The organism is Fulvitalea axinellae, from assembly GCF_036492835.1.
GTDB classification, from domain to species: Bacteria; Bacteroidota; Bacteroidia; order Cytophagales; family Cyclobacteriaceae; genus Fulvitalea; species Fulvitalea axinellae.
On the sequence record NZ_AP025314.1, the window covers coordinates 4,039,689 to 4,054,511 of the forward strand.

Here is a 14,823-nt window from a genome sequence, read left to right on the forward strand (position 1 = left end):
GTTGAGATTTTTTAAAGTTGAATGGAAAACCGTCGGAAGGTCCCGGAACTTAACCCCTAATCTTTGAGAGCAAAGCTAAACTATCCTTGTTCAGTTTGTCCGTATCGAAATCAAGATCCTTCAGGATATCTACCAAGCAATTCACTTTCCCGTCCAGGGAATAATACTTATTCACCACCACCACACGCTGCGATTTCAAAACACAATAGCCGGATTTGAAATTCCCTTTTTCGTACCGTAATATGAAATCTGACTCAGCGAATATATCCTCCAGTTTGGTGAGGTTTCCTTTTGTAGGCCTTATGCTCATTGTCTTTTTTGCTGAACACGCAATATAAGAAATCGCACAGACACTCAGGATATGAATTCTTAGGAAGAGAATAGGTTTGGCAACAGCAGACGAAAAAGTAGAGGAAACTGTTTCCCCAACAAAAAAATGGGACGGGAATATCGGGAAAAGAAAAGAGCAGTCATTTAACTGCTCTTTTCTTGTCAGGCTTGGGAAGCAACTTTTGTCGAATCGTTCTTCACCTCCTGTATTTCCTTACGGATTTCCTGAGCCAAATTCTTCAGTTCCTGCATTCCTTTTCTTACCCTTGTTCCCGCAGCTTGGTTGTCTTTTTCATAAAACTTGCGGAAATCGGTTTCCAAAGAAAGGACTAGATCCCTGATCTCGTCAAAACGTTTCATTCTCCAATATTTAAGGTTGCCAATAAAAACTATTGCTTTAATTGGAGCAATATAAATATTTTTTTTAAAAAACAAGCGAATGAGCCTCCCTCAAAAGGATTTTGCTCAGAATCTCTTAATAATTGGGTAAAATATGCGCAATAAGACATGTTTCATAAACTAAACTTTCGGATGTTATGAATCTAAATGACTGTGATCATGCGAATAGTTGAGCGCCATCAAAAAAACACCCCGAAGGGTGTTTTCTATTTTTAGATCTCGATTGAGTTCCTATACAATTGAAGCTTTTAAACTAGATAGCCCGTGCGGAAGAGGCACCGCTTTTGTCGACAGAAAAACGTTCCGGCTTACCTTTGTATTTCAACACAGAAGCGCCCGACGCCTCTATATCCAACGACTTGCGAACATTGACTTTGGCCACAGAAGCTCCGCTTAGCTCACCTTCCATATTATCGCACTCCATCTCCAGCATATTGCACGAAGAAGCTCCCGACAGGTCTACCTCAACATTTTTCACTCTTCCTGACAACGAAACCGACGAGGCTCCCGAAGCATCCATTTCAAGCTTTGTCGCATTTAAAGACAGAGTCAATCTGCTTGCGCCCGAAACATCCAGCTCAAAATTGGTGGCTTTTATTCTTTCGCCGGACTTTATTGTCGAAGCGCCGGACGCCTGCAGAGCTTTCAAATTTCTGTACGCAATTTTAACATGGATAGTCCCTGTGCTTTTATTTCTCCACTTCCAATTCTTGTTATCAAAACGCACTGTAAGACGATCTCCACTGACATCCACAACCACCTTTTCCAAATCATCCTCATCGCCAGAAAGGCTCACTTTGGGAGAACCGCTAACCAACGTTACCTTAAAAGGCCCCGCAATTTTTATTGACGAAAAATCACTGACCTTAACATCCTTATCTTCCGCACAAGCAACACCTGTCACCAATACGGCCAAAAGCAATAGACAAAAAGTAGACGCTATTCGTTTCATATCTTTAATGGTTTTGTTTTTTCGAAAGACCGGACAAATTTACAAGGGTTGCACAACTCCATTATTTTATCGAAAAAAAAAGCGCGAGGCCTAAACCCCGCGCTTCTCCATCTTCGATTATATTCTATTATTTGGCGTAAGAAACCGAACGTTTCTCACGAATAACCGTCACTTTAATCTGGCCCGGATACTGCATGTCTTTCTCGATTTTTTGAGAAATGTCAAACGCAATAGTTTCAGCCTTATCATCCGTTACCGAATCGGCGTCTACCATCACCCTCAACTCGCGACCGGCCTGAATAGCGAAACACTTGTTTACGCCATCGAAGCTCAAAGCAAGCTCCTCCAGCTCTCGGAGACGTTGGATGTATGACTCCATCACCTCGCGTCGAGCGCCCGGTCGAGATCCCGAAATGGCATCGCAAGCCTGGATAATCGGCGCGATAAGTGTAGTCATTTCCACCTCGTCGTGGTGAGCGCCAATGGCGTTGCAAACGTCAGGATGCTCTTTGTATTTTTTGGCGAGCTCCATACCGAGCACCGCATGCGGCAACTCCGGCTCCTCCGGCCAAACTTTTCCGATATCATGCAAGAGACCGGCCCGTTTCGCCTGTTTCGGGTTCAAGCCCAATTCCGAAGCCATGGTGGCGCAAAGCTTAGCCACTTCACGAGAGTGCTGTAACAAGTTCTGCCCGTAAGACGAACGGAAGCGCATACGCCCTACCATCTTGATTAACTCAGGGTGCAAACCGTGGATTCCGAGATCGATAACCGTTCTTTCCCCGATTTCTACGATCTCTTCCTCGATATTCTTGGTAGTTTTCGCCACCACTTCCTCGATTCTGGCCGGGTGGATTCTACCGTCAGCCACAAGGCGGTGCAACGAAAGTCTGGCGATTTCCCTTCTCACAGGATCAAAGCCCGAGATAATAATCGCTTCCGGAGTATCGTCAACGATAATCTCAACTCCCGTAGCCGCTTCGAGAGCACGGATATTCCGTCCTTCCCTACCGATAATCTTACCTTTGATATCGTCGCTTTCGATGTTGAAAATCGAAACGCAGTTTTCGATAGCATGTTCGGTGGCTGTACGCTGGATGGTTTGGATAACGACTTTCTTAGCGTTTTTGGTCGCCGTCATCTTCGCCTCTTCCATAATGTTTTTGATGTGTGACGCAGCCATCGTTTTGGCTTCGTCTTTCAGGGAATCCACAAGCTGATTACGGGCTTCGTCAACGGAAAGACCCGCAATAGCCTCAAGAAGGCCACGCTCTTTGAGAATAAGTGCTTCCAAGGTCTCTTTTTCATCCTTGACATCGGAAAGTTCCTGATCCAAGTCCGCCGACTTCCGCTGGACTTCCTGGTCCTTTTTCTTCGCCTCCTCAAGCATTTTGTTGAGTTTGGCGTCCTTTTGCTTTCCTTTATTCTCAAGCTGGGAGAGTTGGTTTTTTCTCTTCCCTACCTCTTTTTCGAAATCGCTCTTCATGCGAAGGTATTTTTCCTTCGCCTCATGGATTTTCTCTTTCTTTACCGCATCGGCGGAAACCCTTGCCTCCTTTATGATCAAGTCGGCTTTTTCGCTGGCGTCTATCTCTTGTTGCTTGAACACTTGGCGCAAGAGAAACCTTCCCAACACGACCCCTATGACCAAGGCAAACGAAAAAGTCGCCCCATAATATAAAATTTCCATCATTGTTTACTTTATATAGCTGAAACAATGAGCGGAAATCACGCTATACCAGAGCCAAAAATAAATGCCACCGAAATACCTTATACTTCCATCATGACAGTGACTCGTTTAAAAGACCGTCCCATTGGTCAAGCTTCTCAGAAATCATGTCTTCTGAAGCACGGATAGCCTCTTCACGGCGTCTCGACTGCACCAGATAGTCAAAAGCTATCATGGCCAGCAAGTCCTGCCGGTCGTCGAGCCTAAAGCGACGCTTCAGCTCCTTCAGCTTTTCGTTCAGCTCTTTCCCTGCGTTCCGGATCATCTCCTCGTCCTCGGGCCTCACTTTCATAGGGTATTCCCTATCCGCAATCTTCAGTTTTATAGACAGTTCTCCCATATAAGGAAATTCGGCTTTATCTGCTCAGGTGTATCACACACCTGTCGATTTCATTGATGTAATCATCGATCAAAGCTTTCAGCTCAGAAGTATCGGTGTTTCCCACCCCGACATTACTTACAATAGTACTAATATTTATTTTATTTTGAAAATCATCAAGCTCTCTTTCCTTTACTTCAATGACCGAACTGAGACGGGACGTTTCCTGCTTCAGCGCTTCGTTTTCCTTTCTGAGCGTGTTATTATCCGCCACAAGCCGCTTCAGTTTCTTGTCCAGTCGCTCAAGCCGCTCTGCCAATTGATCATATCTCATAAAAAAGGATTGTTAAAAAGCCTCCGACGCCCGGAAGAGACTTCCGGGCGTCCAGCCTGTCATTTAAAATGAGGCTTATAATGTGATTTTTCTATTGTCTAATTAATGCTCCTACCTCTCTCTCAAACGCTTTCACCAACCGGTTCATCGTTTTGTCGATCACTTTATCGGTCAGGGTCTTGTCCTTGTCCTGAAGCGTAAAGTTCAACGCATAGGCCTTTTTGCCGGCGTCAATCTTATCGCCTTCGTAAACGTCAAAAACGGTGATGTCGGTGATCAACTTCCCGGCGTTTTTCTTAGCTACGGCTAATACGGTGTCAAAGTTCACGGATTTGTCAATTACCAATGACAAATCGCGCTTTACATCCGGAAATTTAGGAATTTCGGCGTAACGAACTTTGGGGTCAGAGAGATTAAGCAAAAGCTCCCAATCCAGATCGGCGTAATAAATTTCCTGTTTTACACCAAAAGAAGAGCAAAGCTTCTTGTTGAGCAAACCAGCCAATCCGATAACTTTACCTCTGCGCGTCTTAATTTGCACGCCATAGACGTAAGCACTGTGCTCTAGAGGCTCAAGTTGCACACCTTCTATCCTGAATTTAACAAAAATTTTATTCAGGACAGCCATCAAGTCATAATAAGTTACACTCTGTTGTTTTTGGAGCCAGCTTTGGCCTGAGGCCATTCCAGTCACCAAAACACCCAAACGAGCCGACTCTTCGTAGCCATTTTCGGCTTTGCGATACGTCTTTCCGAATTCGAAAATCTTAACGTCTTTCTGGCGACGGTTGATGTTACGCAAAGCGACCTCCAGATGGTTAAACACCATCGACTGCCTCATCACGTCCAAGTCTTCGCTCAAGCGGTTAAGGATATCAACGTTCTTAGAAGAATCGATTTCCTCCACCATCTCGGCGTACTTCGACGAGGTGAGCGAATTGGTCATCACTTCGAAATATCCGCTGTCGGCCAACAGGCGGGCGGTTTCCCTTTCTTTTGCGTAAGTGTCCTTAACCGGAAAGTTTGCCAAGAAATCACTGCTGAGGTGATCCGCCACTTCGATATTGTCGTAACCGTAGATACGGAGGATTTCCTCGATCACGTCGGCCTCACGCGTTACGTCCACACGGTAAGGAGGTACAATGGCCACAAAGCCTTCCTCTGTTTCCTCAGTAATTTTGATATCGAGGTTTACGAGAATTTCCTTGATAAGTTCTTTACCCAAAGATTTACCGATCAGCCTGTCCACGTTCGAGTATTTAACGGGAACAACGAAATCAGCGATTGGATTCGGGTAAACATCCACAATCTCCGAGCTGATTTCCCCGCCGGCGATCTCTTTGATCAACAAAGCGGCTCTTTTCAGCGCATAGATAGTCATATTAGGATCGGTCCCACGCTCGAAACGGAAAGAAGCGTCGGTTTTCAAGCCATGACGTTGCGATGTCTTACGAACGGAGTCCGGCGAGAAGTAAGCGCTTTCGAGGAAAATATCCGTCGTGGTTTCTTTAACGCCCGATTTCTCTCCGCCAAATACACCGGCAATACACATCGACTCGCTCTCGTTGCAGATCATCAGATCAGTCGAAGCGAGTTTACGCTCTTCACCGTCCAAGGTAACGAAAGGCGTATCCTGAGCCACGTTCTTCACAACGATTTTTGAGCCCGCAACTTCCGCCATATCGAAAGCGTGCATCGGCTGTCCTGTTTCGTGAAGAACGAAGTTGGTGATGTCAACGATATTGTTGATCGGCGCCAAACCGATTGACTTCAGCCTAAACTGCAACCACTCCGGAGAATCGGCCACTTTTACACCTTTGATAGTCACGCCAGAGTAACGAGGGCAAGCCTCGGCATTCTCAACAATAACCTCAACAGGCAATTCAGTATTTTCAACGGCAAAAGCGTCAACCGACGGCAACGAAGTAGAAACGCCATAAACGGCTTTCAAATCGCGAGTCACGCCAAAGTGCGAAGTGGCGTCGGCGCGGTTCGGCGTAAGGCCGATTTCCAAAACATTGTCGCTCTTGATATCGAAAAGCTCGATGGCAGGCGTACCGTTTGGCTTGTCGGTATCCAAAACCATGATTCCGTCATGCGACTGCCCGAGACCGATCTCGTCTTCGGCGCAAATCATACCCGTCGAAACCTCGCCTCTAATTTTCGCTTTCTTGATTTTGAACGGGTCGTGCCCTTCAGGGTACAAAGTAGCGCCTACTGTCGCTACGATCACCTTCTGACCAGCGGCCACGTTCGGCGCTCCGCACACAATCGGCAAAGGCTCTTCGCCACCCACGTCTACGGTGGTTTTGCTCAATTTGTCCGCACCCGGATGTTTCTCACAAGTCAGGACTTCGCCGAGGACCAATCCCTCCAAACTTCCTTGTACCTGCTCAAACTTCTCAAGCCCTTCCACTTCAAGCCCTGTAGCTGTCAGCGAAGCTGAGATTTCGTCCGGTGTCTTGTCTATGCTAATATATTCTTTAAGCCAATCTATTGATATCTTCATCTCTCGGGAAGGAGTTTATTTTCGCTAAGCTAAGATTATGGCAAAAATAACCATTTCATCCATTAGGATGCGGTTTCAATAAAAAAAATCCGTAATAAACAAGTCTCAACCGCATAAGGACAAAAAAAAACGAAGCCCAAAATGACTTCGTTTTCCCTATCTTTAATATCTTTTTCCGATTAGGCAAACGCAGCAAGCATTCCGCCCAAAATAGCGAACACAAAAAACAGCCCGTAAATACCGACCAAAATCGCTGTGAGCACACCGATAAATGTATAGTGTTTTTTAAGATTGCTGAAGGCTTCTGTCAACGCTATCTGATTATGCGTTTTTAAAGCTTTCTGCAAGTTGCTCGCAAACTTAAACAGGAACAAAACAGGAAAGAAATAAAGCGCTGCAAAAGCCAGATACATAACAGTCATCACCCCACCTCCGACTGCACCCAACGTTCCCAGAGCTTCTGCCTCCTGGCCTCCGAATGTTCCTAACATACCGAAAATTGTGCCCGCAAAAAAAGCGACCAACACCATAAAGGCAACCCCAACAAAACCCACAATCGACAGAAACTTCGCCCATTTAGCGGTAGTTTTCAAAAAGCCTAGAATTACGGGATTAAGGCCAAAATCTTCGGAAACATCTGAATCTAAAGTAAAATTTTCCATTGATGTATTTTTATATCAAAAAACGAAGAGAATCAATATAACAAAAAAACTCAACCCTCACGCATTGTATCCCGAAGATAATTGAGGGGATTAAACCGCCAGTTTTAACAGGAGATAATAACTTATCAAAAAAACGATAGAGCCTCCAGAGTACGGCTTCGAAATATCGAACACCATTCATTCGAGTTTCTATCGTTTTAAAATCAACGCCGAGGCCCTAAGACGGACCCCGGAAAGTCGTTATTTCTGACGGAAGAACATATTGATCGGCACTCCCTCAAAGCCGTACTCTTCGCGGAAACGGTTTTCCAAGAATCTTTGGTACGGCTCTTTGATATACTGAGGCAAGTTACAGAAGAATGCGATCGACGGCACCTTGGTAGGCAACTGCGTCACGTATTTGATCTTGATATGCTTTCCTTTGGTTGCCGGTGGCGGGTACGATTCGATCACCTTCAGCATAAACTCGTTCAGCTCAGAGGTAGGAATACGCTTACTGCGGTTTTCGAACACCTGAATCGCCTCTTCTACGGTTTTGAGAACACGCTGTTTGGTCAATACCGAAGTAAACAGAACAGGAATATAACCCAACGGCCCCAATTTCTCCTTAAGGCCTTTCTGGATCTTGACAGCGGTCTTATGGTCCTTTTCAACCAAATCCCACTTATTCATCATGATCACCACACCTTTCTTGTACTTGTTGGCCAAGCTAAGGATACTCATATCCTGAGCTTCGAAACCGCGGGTAGCGTCCACCATCAAGATACAAACATCGCAATCCTGAATGGACTGAATAGCGCGCATCACCGAATAGAACTCGATATTCTCTTTTACTCGCGACTTACGGCGGATACCCGCAGTATCAGTCAGAATAAAGTCTTTGCCGAAGGCCTTGTAACGGCTGTTGATCGAATCGCGAGTTGTACCCGCAATATCGGTCACGATGTTACGCTCTTTGCCCAACAACAGGTTCACAAAAGACGATTTTCCCGCGTTCGGGCGTCCAACCACCGCGATACGGGGCACTCCCTCGTCCGGATTTCCCTCGTCTTCGGTTTGGAATTCCTTCACTACCTCGTCAAGCAAATCACCTGTGCCTGAACCGTTGGCCGAAGAAACAGGATAAACCTCACCCATTCCCAACTCGTAAAACTCAGCCGACTGGAACGAGTACTCGGTGTTGTCCGCCTTGTTGGCCACGATAAACACCGGCTTTTTCACTTCGCGCAAAATGTTGGCGAAATCCTTATCCATTCCCGTAAGACCAGTGTGCGAGTCCACCATAAACAGGATCACGGTAGCCTCGTCGATGGCTTCCTTCACCTGCTCGCGAATTGCCGACTCGAAGGTATCCTCCGATCCGGTTACGTAACCTCCCGTATCAATTACGGTGTAGTTTTTCCCGATCCACTCGCCATACCCGTAATGGCGGTCGCGGGTTACGCCGGCTTCGTCGTCCATGATGGCCTGTTTCTTTTCGACCAGTCTGTTGAAAAGGGTCGATTTCCCCACGTTCGGGCGACCCACAATCGCTACAATATTTGCCACTGTTGTAAAATTCTGTTTTCTCGGTATGCGGGCTTTGGCCGGATTCGCATGGACGGTTCGCCAGCTGCTTGCCCTTATTATTGAGGAGCCGTTTCAGATCAGCAAGGCGTTGGGTGGTTGAGAGGACCTTCCGCGCCCCGAGTCTTTCGGACTCCTATATATTATCATTTTTTTGATTTACGATTTCGATCCGGGAATCACCCCCAATCCTGATCGTAACCGAAACGCTTAAGCTTGATGTCTTTTTTACGCCAATCAGGCTCAATCTTCACGTGAGTTTCCAGAAAAACCTGTTTTCCAAAAAACTCTTCCATATCAGTACGGGATTGAATTCCCACTTTCTTAATCGCTTCACCACCTTTTCCGATGATGATTCCACGTTGGCTTTTACGCTCGACATAGATAATGGCTCGAATGCGGATAATCTTCTCTTCCTCCACAAATGACTCCACCTCCACCTCACAGCTGTAAGGCACCTCTTTTTTATAATTAAGGAAAATCTTCTCGCGGATTATTTCCGAAGCGAAAAAGCGCTCGGATTTGTCCGTAAGTTCATCTTTTGGAAAATACGGCGGATGCACCGGCATTTCCTCCATGATAAGGGAGAACAGTTCCAGCGTATTGGTTTTCTCCAAGGCCGAAACCATAATGGTGTGCTTGGCCTGTACGGCCTCTTGCCAATACTTCAGCTTGTCCTCGGCCTGGGTACCCACGGCCTGATCGATTTTGTTGAGAACAAGAATCACCGGCACGTCCGATTTGCGGAGTTTTTTGAGAGCCTCGTCCTCTGGGTCGATCTTCTCATACAAGTCCGTAACGAACAAAATCACGTCGGCGTCTTCCAAGGAAGCGTTTACGAAACCCATCATAGAGCGATGAAGCTCGTATTCCGGCGCCAAAATACCGGGCGTATCGGAGTACACTACCTGAAAATCCTCTCCGCTAAGGATTCCGAAGATGCGGTGGCGCGTGGTCTGCGCCTTGGACGTGATGATCGAGAGCTTCTCCCCCACCAGCGCGTTCATGAGCGTGGATTTACCCACGTTCGGTTTGCCGATAATACTTACAAAACCGGCCTTATGCGTCTTTTCCTCAACCATTTCGATTATTTGATTTCCGCGAAGATACTCGTTTTTTCGGGAAATGGTGATTCCCGGTCTCCGAATCCCCCTTAACTAGCCCTGTAGAAAGGAAACGGATAGCGATACGGGAGGTTCAGGACTTTTGATTTTCCGGGAAGGATACCGACTCTGTTATCGATTTTTTCGATCCGACGGAACAGGCCAAAGCAAGGGTTAATTATTTTTTATCAAGGCAAAAAGCCATAAATTGGGCCCGTATTCAACAATAAAGAGATCAACTATGTCCGCGAAATATGACTTGATTGTAATCGGCAGTGGCCCCGGTGGCTACGTTGCCGCAATCCGCGCCTCACAGCTTGGCTTTAAGACAGCGGTAGTGGAGAAAGCCGAACTCGGCGGTATTTGCCTGAACTGGGGCTGTATCCCGACCAAAGCCCTGCTCAAAAGCGCTCAAGTATTCGAGTACATTAACCACGCGCAAGATTACGGAGTAACGGTAGGCGACGCCAAAGCCGATTTCGGGGCGATGGTGAAGCGTAGCCGCGGTGTGGCCGGCAAAATGAGCCAGGGCATCACCTTCTTGATGAAGAAAAACAATATCGACGTACTCAAAGGTTTCGGCAAACTGAAAACCGGTAAAAAGGTGGAAGTGACCGCCGAAGACGGAACAGTAACGGAGTACGGCGCAGACCATATCATCTTGGCCACCGGAGCCCGCGCCCGCGAGTTGCCGGCATTGCCTATCGACGGAAAGAAAATCATCGGCTACCGCCAAGCGATGTCTTTGGAAAAGCAACCTGAATCGATGGTGGTTGTGGGGTCAGGCGCTATCGGAATCGAGTTCGCCCATTTCTACAGCACAATCGGCACGCAGGTGACGGTAGTGGAATATATGCCGAACATCGTACCGGTAGAGGACGAGGAAGTTTCTAAAGCATTGGAACGTTCGTTCAAAAAGCGTAAGGTTAAGATCAAGACCAACGCCGAGGTTACGTCGGTTGACACTTCGGGCGAGAAGTGCGTAGTGACCGTAAAAACCAAGAAAGGCGAAGAGACTATCGAGGCGGACGTTGTATTGTCGGCCGTTGGCGTATCTACCAACATCGAGGGCATCGGCCTTGAGGACGTTGGTGTAATGACCGACCGCGGCAAAGTGATCGTTGACGATTACTACAAGACGAACATCCCGGGCGTTTACGCTATCGGCGATATCGTAAAAGGGCCTGCTTTGGCTCACGTTTCTTCAGCGGAAGCCATCATCTGCGTTGAGAAGATCAAGGGCATGACTCCCGAGCCTTTGGACTACGGCAACATCCCTGGCTGTACTTACTGCTCTCCGGAGATCGCTTCGGTAGGTATGACCGAGAAAGCCGCCAAAGAGGCCGGTTACGAATTGAAAGTGGGCAAATTCCCATTCTCAGCTTCGGGCAAAGCCACCGCCGCCGGGCACAACGAAGGTTTCGTAAAAGTAATTTACGACGCCAAGTACGGCGAGCTTTTGGGCGCTCATATGATCGGAGCCAATGTTACGGAAATGATCGCCGAGATCGTAGTGGCCCGCAAGCTGGAGACTACGGCTCACGAAATCCTCTCGGCCGTTCACCCGCACCCGACCCTGTCGGAGGCAGTGAAAGACGCCACTGAGGACGCTTACGACGAAGCAATTCACTTGTAAGAATTAAGCCAATAAACTAATGATAAGGCCGGCAAGGTAAACCGACATGGTTACGCTTTGCCGGCCTTACTTTTTTGGCATTAGGTAATTGGCATTAAGTCTTAGGTCCTAAGACCTAATTCAAAAATTAAAAAACCTAATCGGGAACACATCTCGGGCTTATTTCCCATTTTAACAAACAGGTAAGCTCCACAAACAAAATCACTTTGGGGCGGGTACAAAAAGGAACGTCCAACTCTTAATCAAATACCAAAAAAGACTACGAGCGATAAATATGAAAAGGCCAAACCCGAAAAAGACGGCGCTATTCGTCATCACTTACGCCATTTTCATCGATACGCTTATTTATAGTCTTATCGTTCCGCTTTTGCCGGATATCGCTACGAAGTTTAGTCTAAGCACAGCCCAAGTAAACGGACTTTACGTTATCTACGCCGCCGCCCTGATTATTTTCACTCCTATCGCGGGCTTCCTTTCCAACAAACTTGGCAAACGCCCAGTTATGCTGGCCGGACTGGCAGGCATGGCTTTCAGCTCATTGCTTTTCGCTTTTGTGGAAGGTTATCCCGAACTTATGTTAGCCCGGGCACTACAAGGCATTTCGGCCACGGTTTCGTGGACAGCGGGCTTGGCACTTATTTCCGATTATTTCCCCTCCGAGGAACGTGGGCGGGCTACGGGAATCGTTTATTCGGGAATGTCAGCTGGTATGTTGGCGGGGCCTCCTCTTGCCGGATTCGTTTATGACCATTTCGGTTTCGAAGCTCCATTTATTATCGCCGCCACTTTGGCCGTCAGCGATTTGCTCATTAGAATGTTCTTGCTAAAAGACCAAAAGCAGGAGGCTCCCCAAAAATTCAGTTACCGCCCCCTTTTCCGTCCGGATATTCTCGGATATCTGGCCCTTATAGTCGTCGGTTCCAGTATGGCGACGGTAATAGAACCCGTTTTGCCGTTTTTTATGAGAGCCAAACTCGGCTATAGCGCTACTCAGATAGGTTTCGCTTTCGGCTGGCTAACCGTCGTCACTGGAATTTTCTACAATATCAGCGGAAGAATAGCCGACAAGCGCAATAAGCCAAGGATGATTTTCGGCAATTTGGCCTTAACCCTCATCTCTTTCAGCCTTTTGGCCAGCGTGGCCAATACTTGGGTTCTATTACTCATCCTAAACGCTTTCGGAGTGTTTTTCAGTTTTTTCTTTGTCCCGATTCTCCCCCATATCAGCTCTATTTCTGAAAAATACAACGCCAACCCCGCCGCCGTTTACGCGGCTTTTAATTTGGCATACTCATCAGGTATGCTTTTCGGCCCATTAAGCGTATTTCCATTAAAAGAACTTTCCACCGACGCCACATTTCCCGCTCTCGCTTTTCTTTACTCTTTAGCCTTTTTAGGAATCAGCGTCTTCTGCTTTGTTATTCCAAAAAGAAAACAAGTATTGGCGTCCAGAGCCGAAAAATTGGGCAAATAAAAAACGGAACGATTACCCGCTCCGTTTTCCATTATCATCCAAATAGTATTCTTATTTCATCTCGTAGTTTTTAAGCATAAACTTCAATTCCTTTCTGGCGATGTGGATTCTGTTCTTCACTGTCCCTATCGGGATCTCCAGCTTATCGGCGATCTCATGATATTTAAATCCCCGAAAGTGCATTAGGAAAGGTATGCGGTAATTGTCTTCCAACTTGGCGATGGCCTTTTTGATATCCGTAATGGCAAAGCCCGAATAGGCCATGTTTTCCGTGATATTACCCGAAGAGTTGATATAGTGGAGATTGTCGGTCGTATCTATAAAAGTGTTTCTCCGCACCATTCTCTGATAGTTGGTGATGAAGGTGTTCTTCATGATGGTGTAAAGCCAGGCCTTCAGGTTAGTTCCGGCAGCGAACTTGTCCCGGTTGTTAAACGCCTTCAATACCGTCTCTTGCAATAAATCGTTCGCCTCTTCCGGGTCCTTGGTCAATCGCAAGGCAAAGGGTCTGAGCGATGAAGACAGCTTGTTGATGTTGTTGCTGAATTCTATTCCGGTCATATGCATCTGTGTTTATGGGTTCTTCCGGACCAAAGCCCGGGACCATCCCCGATCAGGCCCGAGGCCCAAACCAGAGAATAGCACTGGATAGTGGATTAACAAGATCCTTCTGAGATGGTTCACGCAAATGATCGGCCACAACAGAACTAAAAAAATGATTTGAGGAATAATAAAAATTGGCACACGTGCCGTAAGGGCAAAAAAAAAGCTTACGTGACGCAAGCTTTCTGTTCGGTTTGTGGTGATGACACGGGTTGGTTAGACGCTGTATCTTCTTTTAAATTCAGTGGGGGTATAGCCGGTTATAGCCTTGAATTGGCGGTTAAAGTTCGATATGTTATTAAACCCACACTCGTAGCAGATTTCCGAAACGTTATGCTTATTACTTTTCAGAAGTTTACAGGCGTGGCCTACCCGTATTTCATTCAAAAACAGCGAAAAGGTTTTCCTTGTCCTCAGCTTAAAATAACGGCAAAACGACGTTACGCTCATATTGGCGATTTCCGCCACTTCCTGCAACTTCACCTGATATGGAAAATTGGTCAGCACATATTCGAAAACATCGTTGATTTTTCGGCTGTCAGCCTCGCGCAGATAACGGGTATAGCCAACGCTCGACAAATATTCCACTTCATCGGAAAGTGCTATACAGGACAGTATTTCCAGAAAAAACAATAATCTGCGGAAACCGTCATACTCCTTCACCTTCCTCATCATGGAGGCTACTTTCCTCCGGGTCTCTCCCCGCACCTGAACCCCGCGAGACGATCGCTCCAACAGCTTCTTTATCCTGTAGCATTCGGGCAATGAGAAGAAGTCCGTCCCGAATGATTCCTCCGTAAAGAAGAAGGAAACTGCCTTTGCCCGCAGGTCTGATCCTTCCTCATAGTATACTTTGTCGTTACGAAATACGTGAGTCAAATTCGATCCTATTAGGATCACGTCACCGGCCTTGAAATTCTGAATATGGTCGCCGATAAAGAAGGTCCCGCTCCCCTCCATTATGTAGGTAAGTTGCAGTTCCGGGTGGAAATGCAGAGGGTCGTAAAAATAAGGTTGGTCGTCGAACACAACCTTAAACGATTCCTTGTCGGAACTCGGAATCTTAAAGAGTAATGGTTTTTTCATAAACGCTCACACCGATAAAATAATAGACATTTTACCCATTAAAGAAAAGATTTTTATTGTTTTGGTCAAAATTTTCAAAGTTTTATACCTGTATTTAGCCGTAATTTACCCACCGATAAAT

The 14,823-nt window shown here is 46.6% G+C and carries 14 protein-coding genes; 2 read left to right on the top strand and 12 right to left on the bottom strand.

What is annotated here, in order from left to right:
- Positions 1-49: 49 nt before the first annotated feature.
- The 10 genes from AABK39_RS15300 to era form a co-directional block, all read right to left on the bottom strand.
- A complete protein-coding gene (locus AABK39_RS15300) occupies positions 50-310 on the bottom strand; it encodes a hypothetical protein (RefSeq protein WP_338392214.1) in 261 nt (86 codons plus the stop codon).
- Between the two features lie 182 nt (positions 311-492).
- Positions 493-690, bottom strand: a complete 198-nt coding sequence (locus AABK39_RS15305; protein ID WP_338392215.1) for a histone H1 — start codon at positions 688-690, stop codon at positions 493-495.
- A 292-nt stretch (positions 691-982) separates the two neighbouring features.
- The gene (locus AABK39_RS15310) at positions 983-1,681 is read right to left on the bottom strand and encodes a head GIN domain-containing protein (RefSeq protein ID WP_338392216.1); all 699 of its coding nucleotides are present in this window, start codon (positions 1,679-1,681) and stop codon (positions 983-985) included.
- A 127-nt stretch (positions 1,682-1,808) separates the two neighbouring features.
- On the bottom strand, positions 1,809-3,374 hold the full coding sequence (gene rny, locus AABK39_RS15315) for a ribonuclease Y (protein ID WP_338392217.1): 1,566 nt from the start codon (positions 3,372-3,374) through the stop codon (positions 1,809-1,811).
- A gap of 88 nt (positions 3,375-3,462) precedes the next feature.
- Positions 3,463-3,750, bottom strand: coding sequence for a cell division protein ZapA (locus AABK39_RS15320; RefSeq protein ID WP_338392218.1), 288 nt, complete (start codon positions 3,748-3,750; stop codon positions 3,463-3,465).
- Positions 3,751-3,766: 16 nt separating this feature from the next.
- The gene (locus AABK39_RS15325; RefSeq protein WP_338392219.1) at positions 3,767-4,063 is read right to left on the bottom strand and encodes a hypothetical protein; all 297 of its coding nucleotides are present in this window, start codon (positions 4,061-4,063) and stop codon (positions 3,767-3,769) included.
- Between the two features lie 91 nt (positions 4,064-4,154).
- Positions 4,155-6,572 (bottom strand): phenylalanine--tRNA ligase subunit beta, encoded by a 2,418-nt coding sequence (gene pheT / locus AABK39_RS15330; protein WP_338392220.1) that lies wholly within the window; start codon positions 6,570-6,572, stop codon positions 4,155-4,157.
- Between the two features lie 179 nt (positions 6,573-6,751).
- Positions 6,752-7,234, bottom strand: coding sequence for a hypothetical protein (locus AABK39_RS15335; protein WP_338392221.1), 483 nt, complete (start codon positions 7,232-7,234; stop codon positions 6,752-6,754).
- A gap of 240 nt (positions 7,235-7,474) precedes the next feature.
- Entirely contained in the window at positions 7,475-8,782 is a 1,308-nt protein-coding gene (gene der / locus AABK39_RS15340; RefSeq protein ID WP_338392222.1) for a ribosome biogenesis GTPase Der, read from the bottom strand.
- Between the two features lie 197 nt (positions 8,783-8,979).
- Entirely contained in the window at positions 8,980-9,882 is a 903-nt protein-coding gene (era, locus tag AABK39_RS15345) for a GTPase Era (protein WP_338392223.1), read from the bottom strand.
- 262 nt (positions 9,883-10,144) lie between these two features.
- Here era and lpdA point away from each other — a divergent pair, with 262 nt between their 5' ends.
- Both lpdA and AABK39_RS15355 read left to right on the top strand, forming a co-directional pair.
- Positions 10,145-11,539 carry a dihydrolipoyl dehydrogenase gene (gene lpdA / locus AABK39_RS15350; protein WP_338392224.1) on the top strand — a complete coding sequence of 465 codons (1,395 nt, stop codon included), beginning with the start codon at positions 10,145-10,147 and terminating at the stop codon, positions 11,537-11,539.
- A 274-nt stretch (positions 11,540-11,813) separates the two neighbouring features.
- The gene (locus AABK39_RS15355) at positions 11,814-13,013 is read left to right on the top strand and encodes an MFS transporter (protein ID WP_338392225.1); all 1,200 of its coding nucleotides are present in this window, start codon (positions 11,814-11,816) and stop codon (positions 13,011-13,013) included.
- A 51-nt stretch (positions 13,014-13,064) separates the two neighbouring features.
- On the opposite strand, the gene AABK39_RS15360 is transcribed toward AABK39_RS15355, so the two are convergent.
- Together AABK39_RS15360 and AABK39_RS15365 are read right to left on the bottom strand one after the other, a co-directional pair.
- Complete coding sequence (locus tag AABK39_RS15360) at positions 13,065-13,574, bottom strand: RNA polymerase sigma factor (RefSeq protein WP_338392226.1); 510 nt, start codon at positions 13,572-13,574, stop codon at positions 13,065-13,067.
- A gap of 258 nt (positions 13,575-13,832) precedes the next feature.
- Positions 13,833-14,702, bottom strand: coding sequence for an AraC family transcriptional regulator (locus AABK39_RS15365; RefSeq protein ID WP_338392227.1), 870 nt, complete (start codon positions 14,700-14,702; stop codon positions 13,833-13,835).
- Positions 14,703-14,823: the final 121 nt, after the last annotated feature.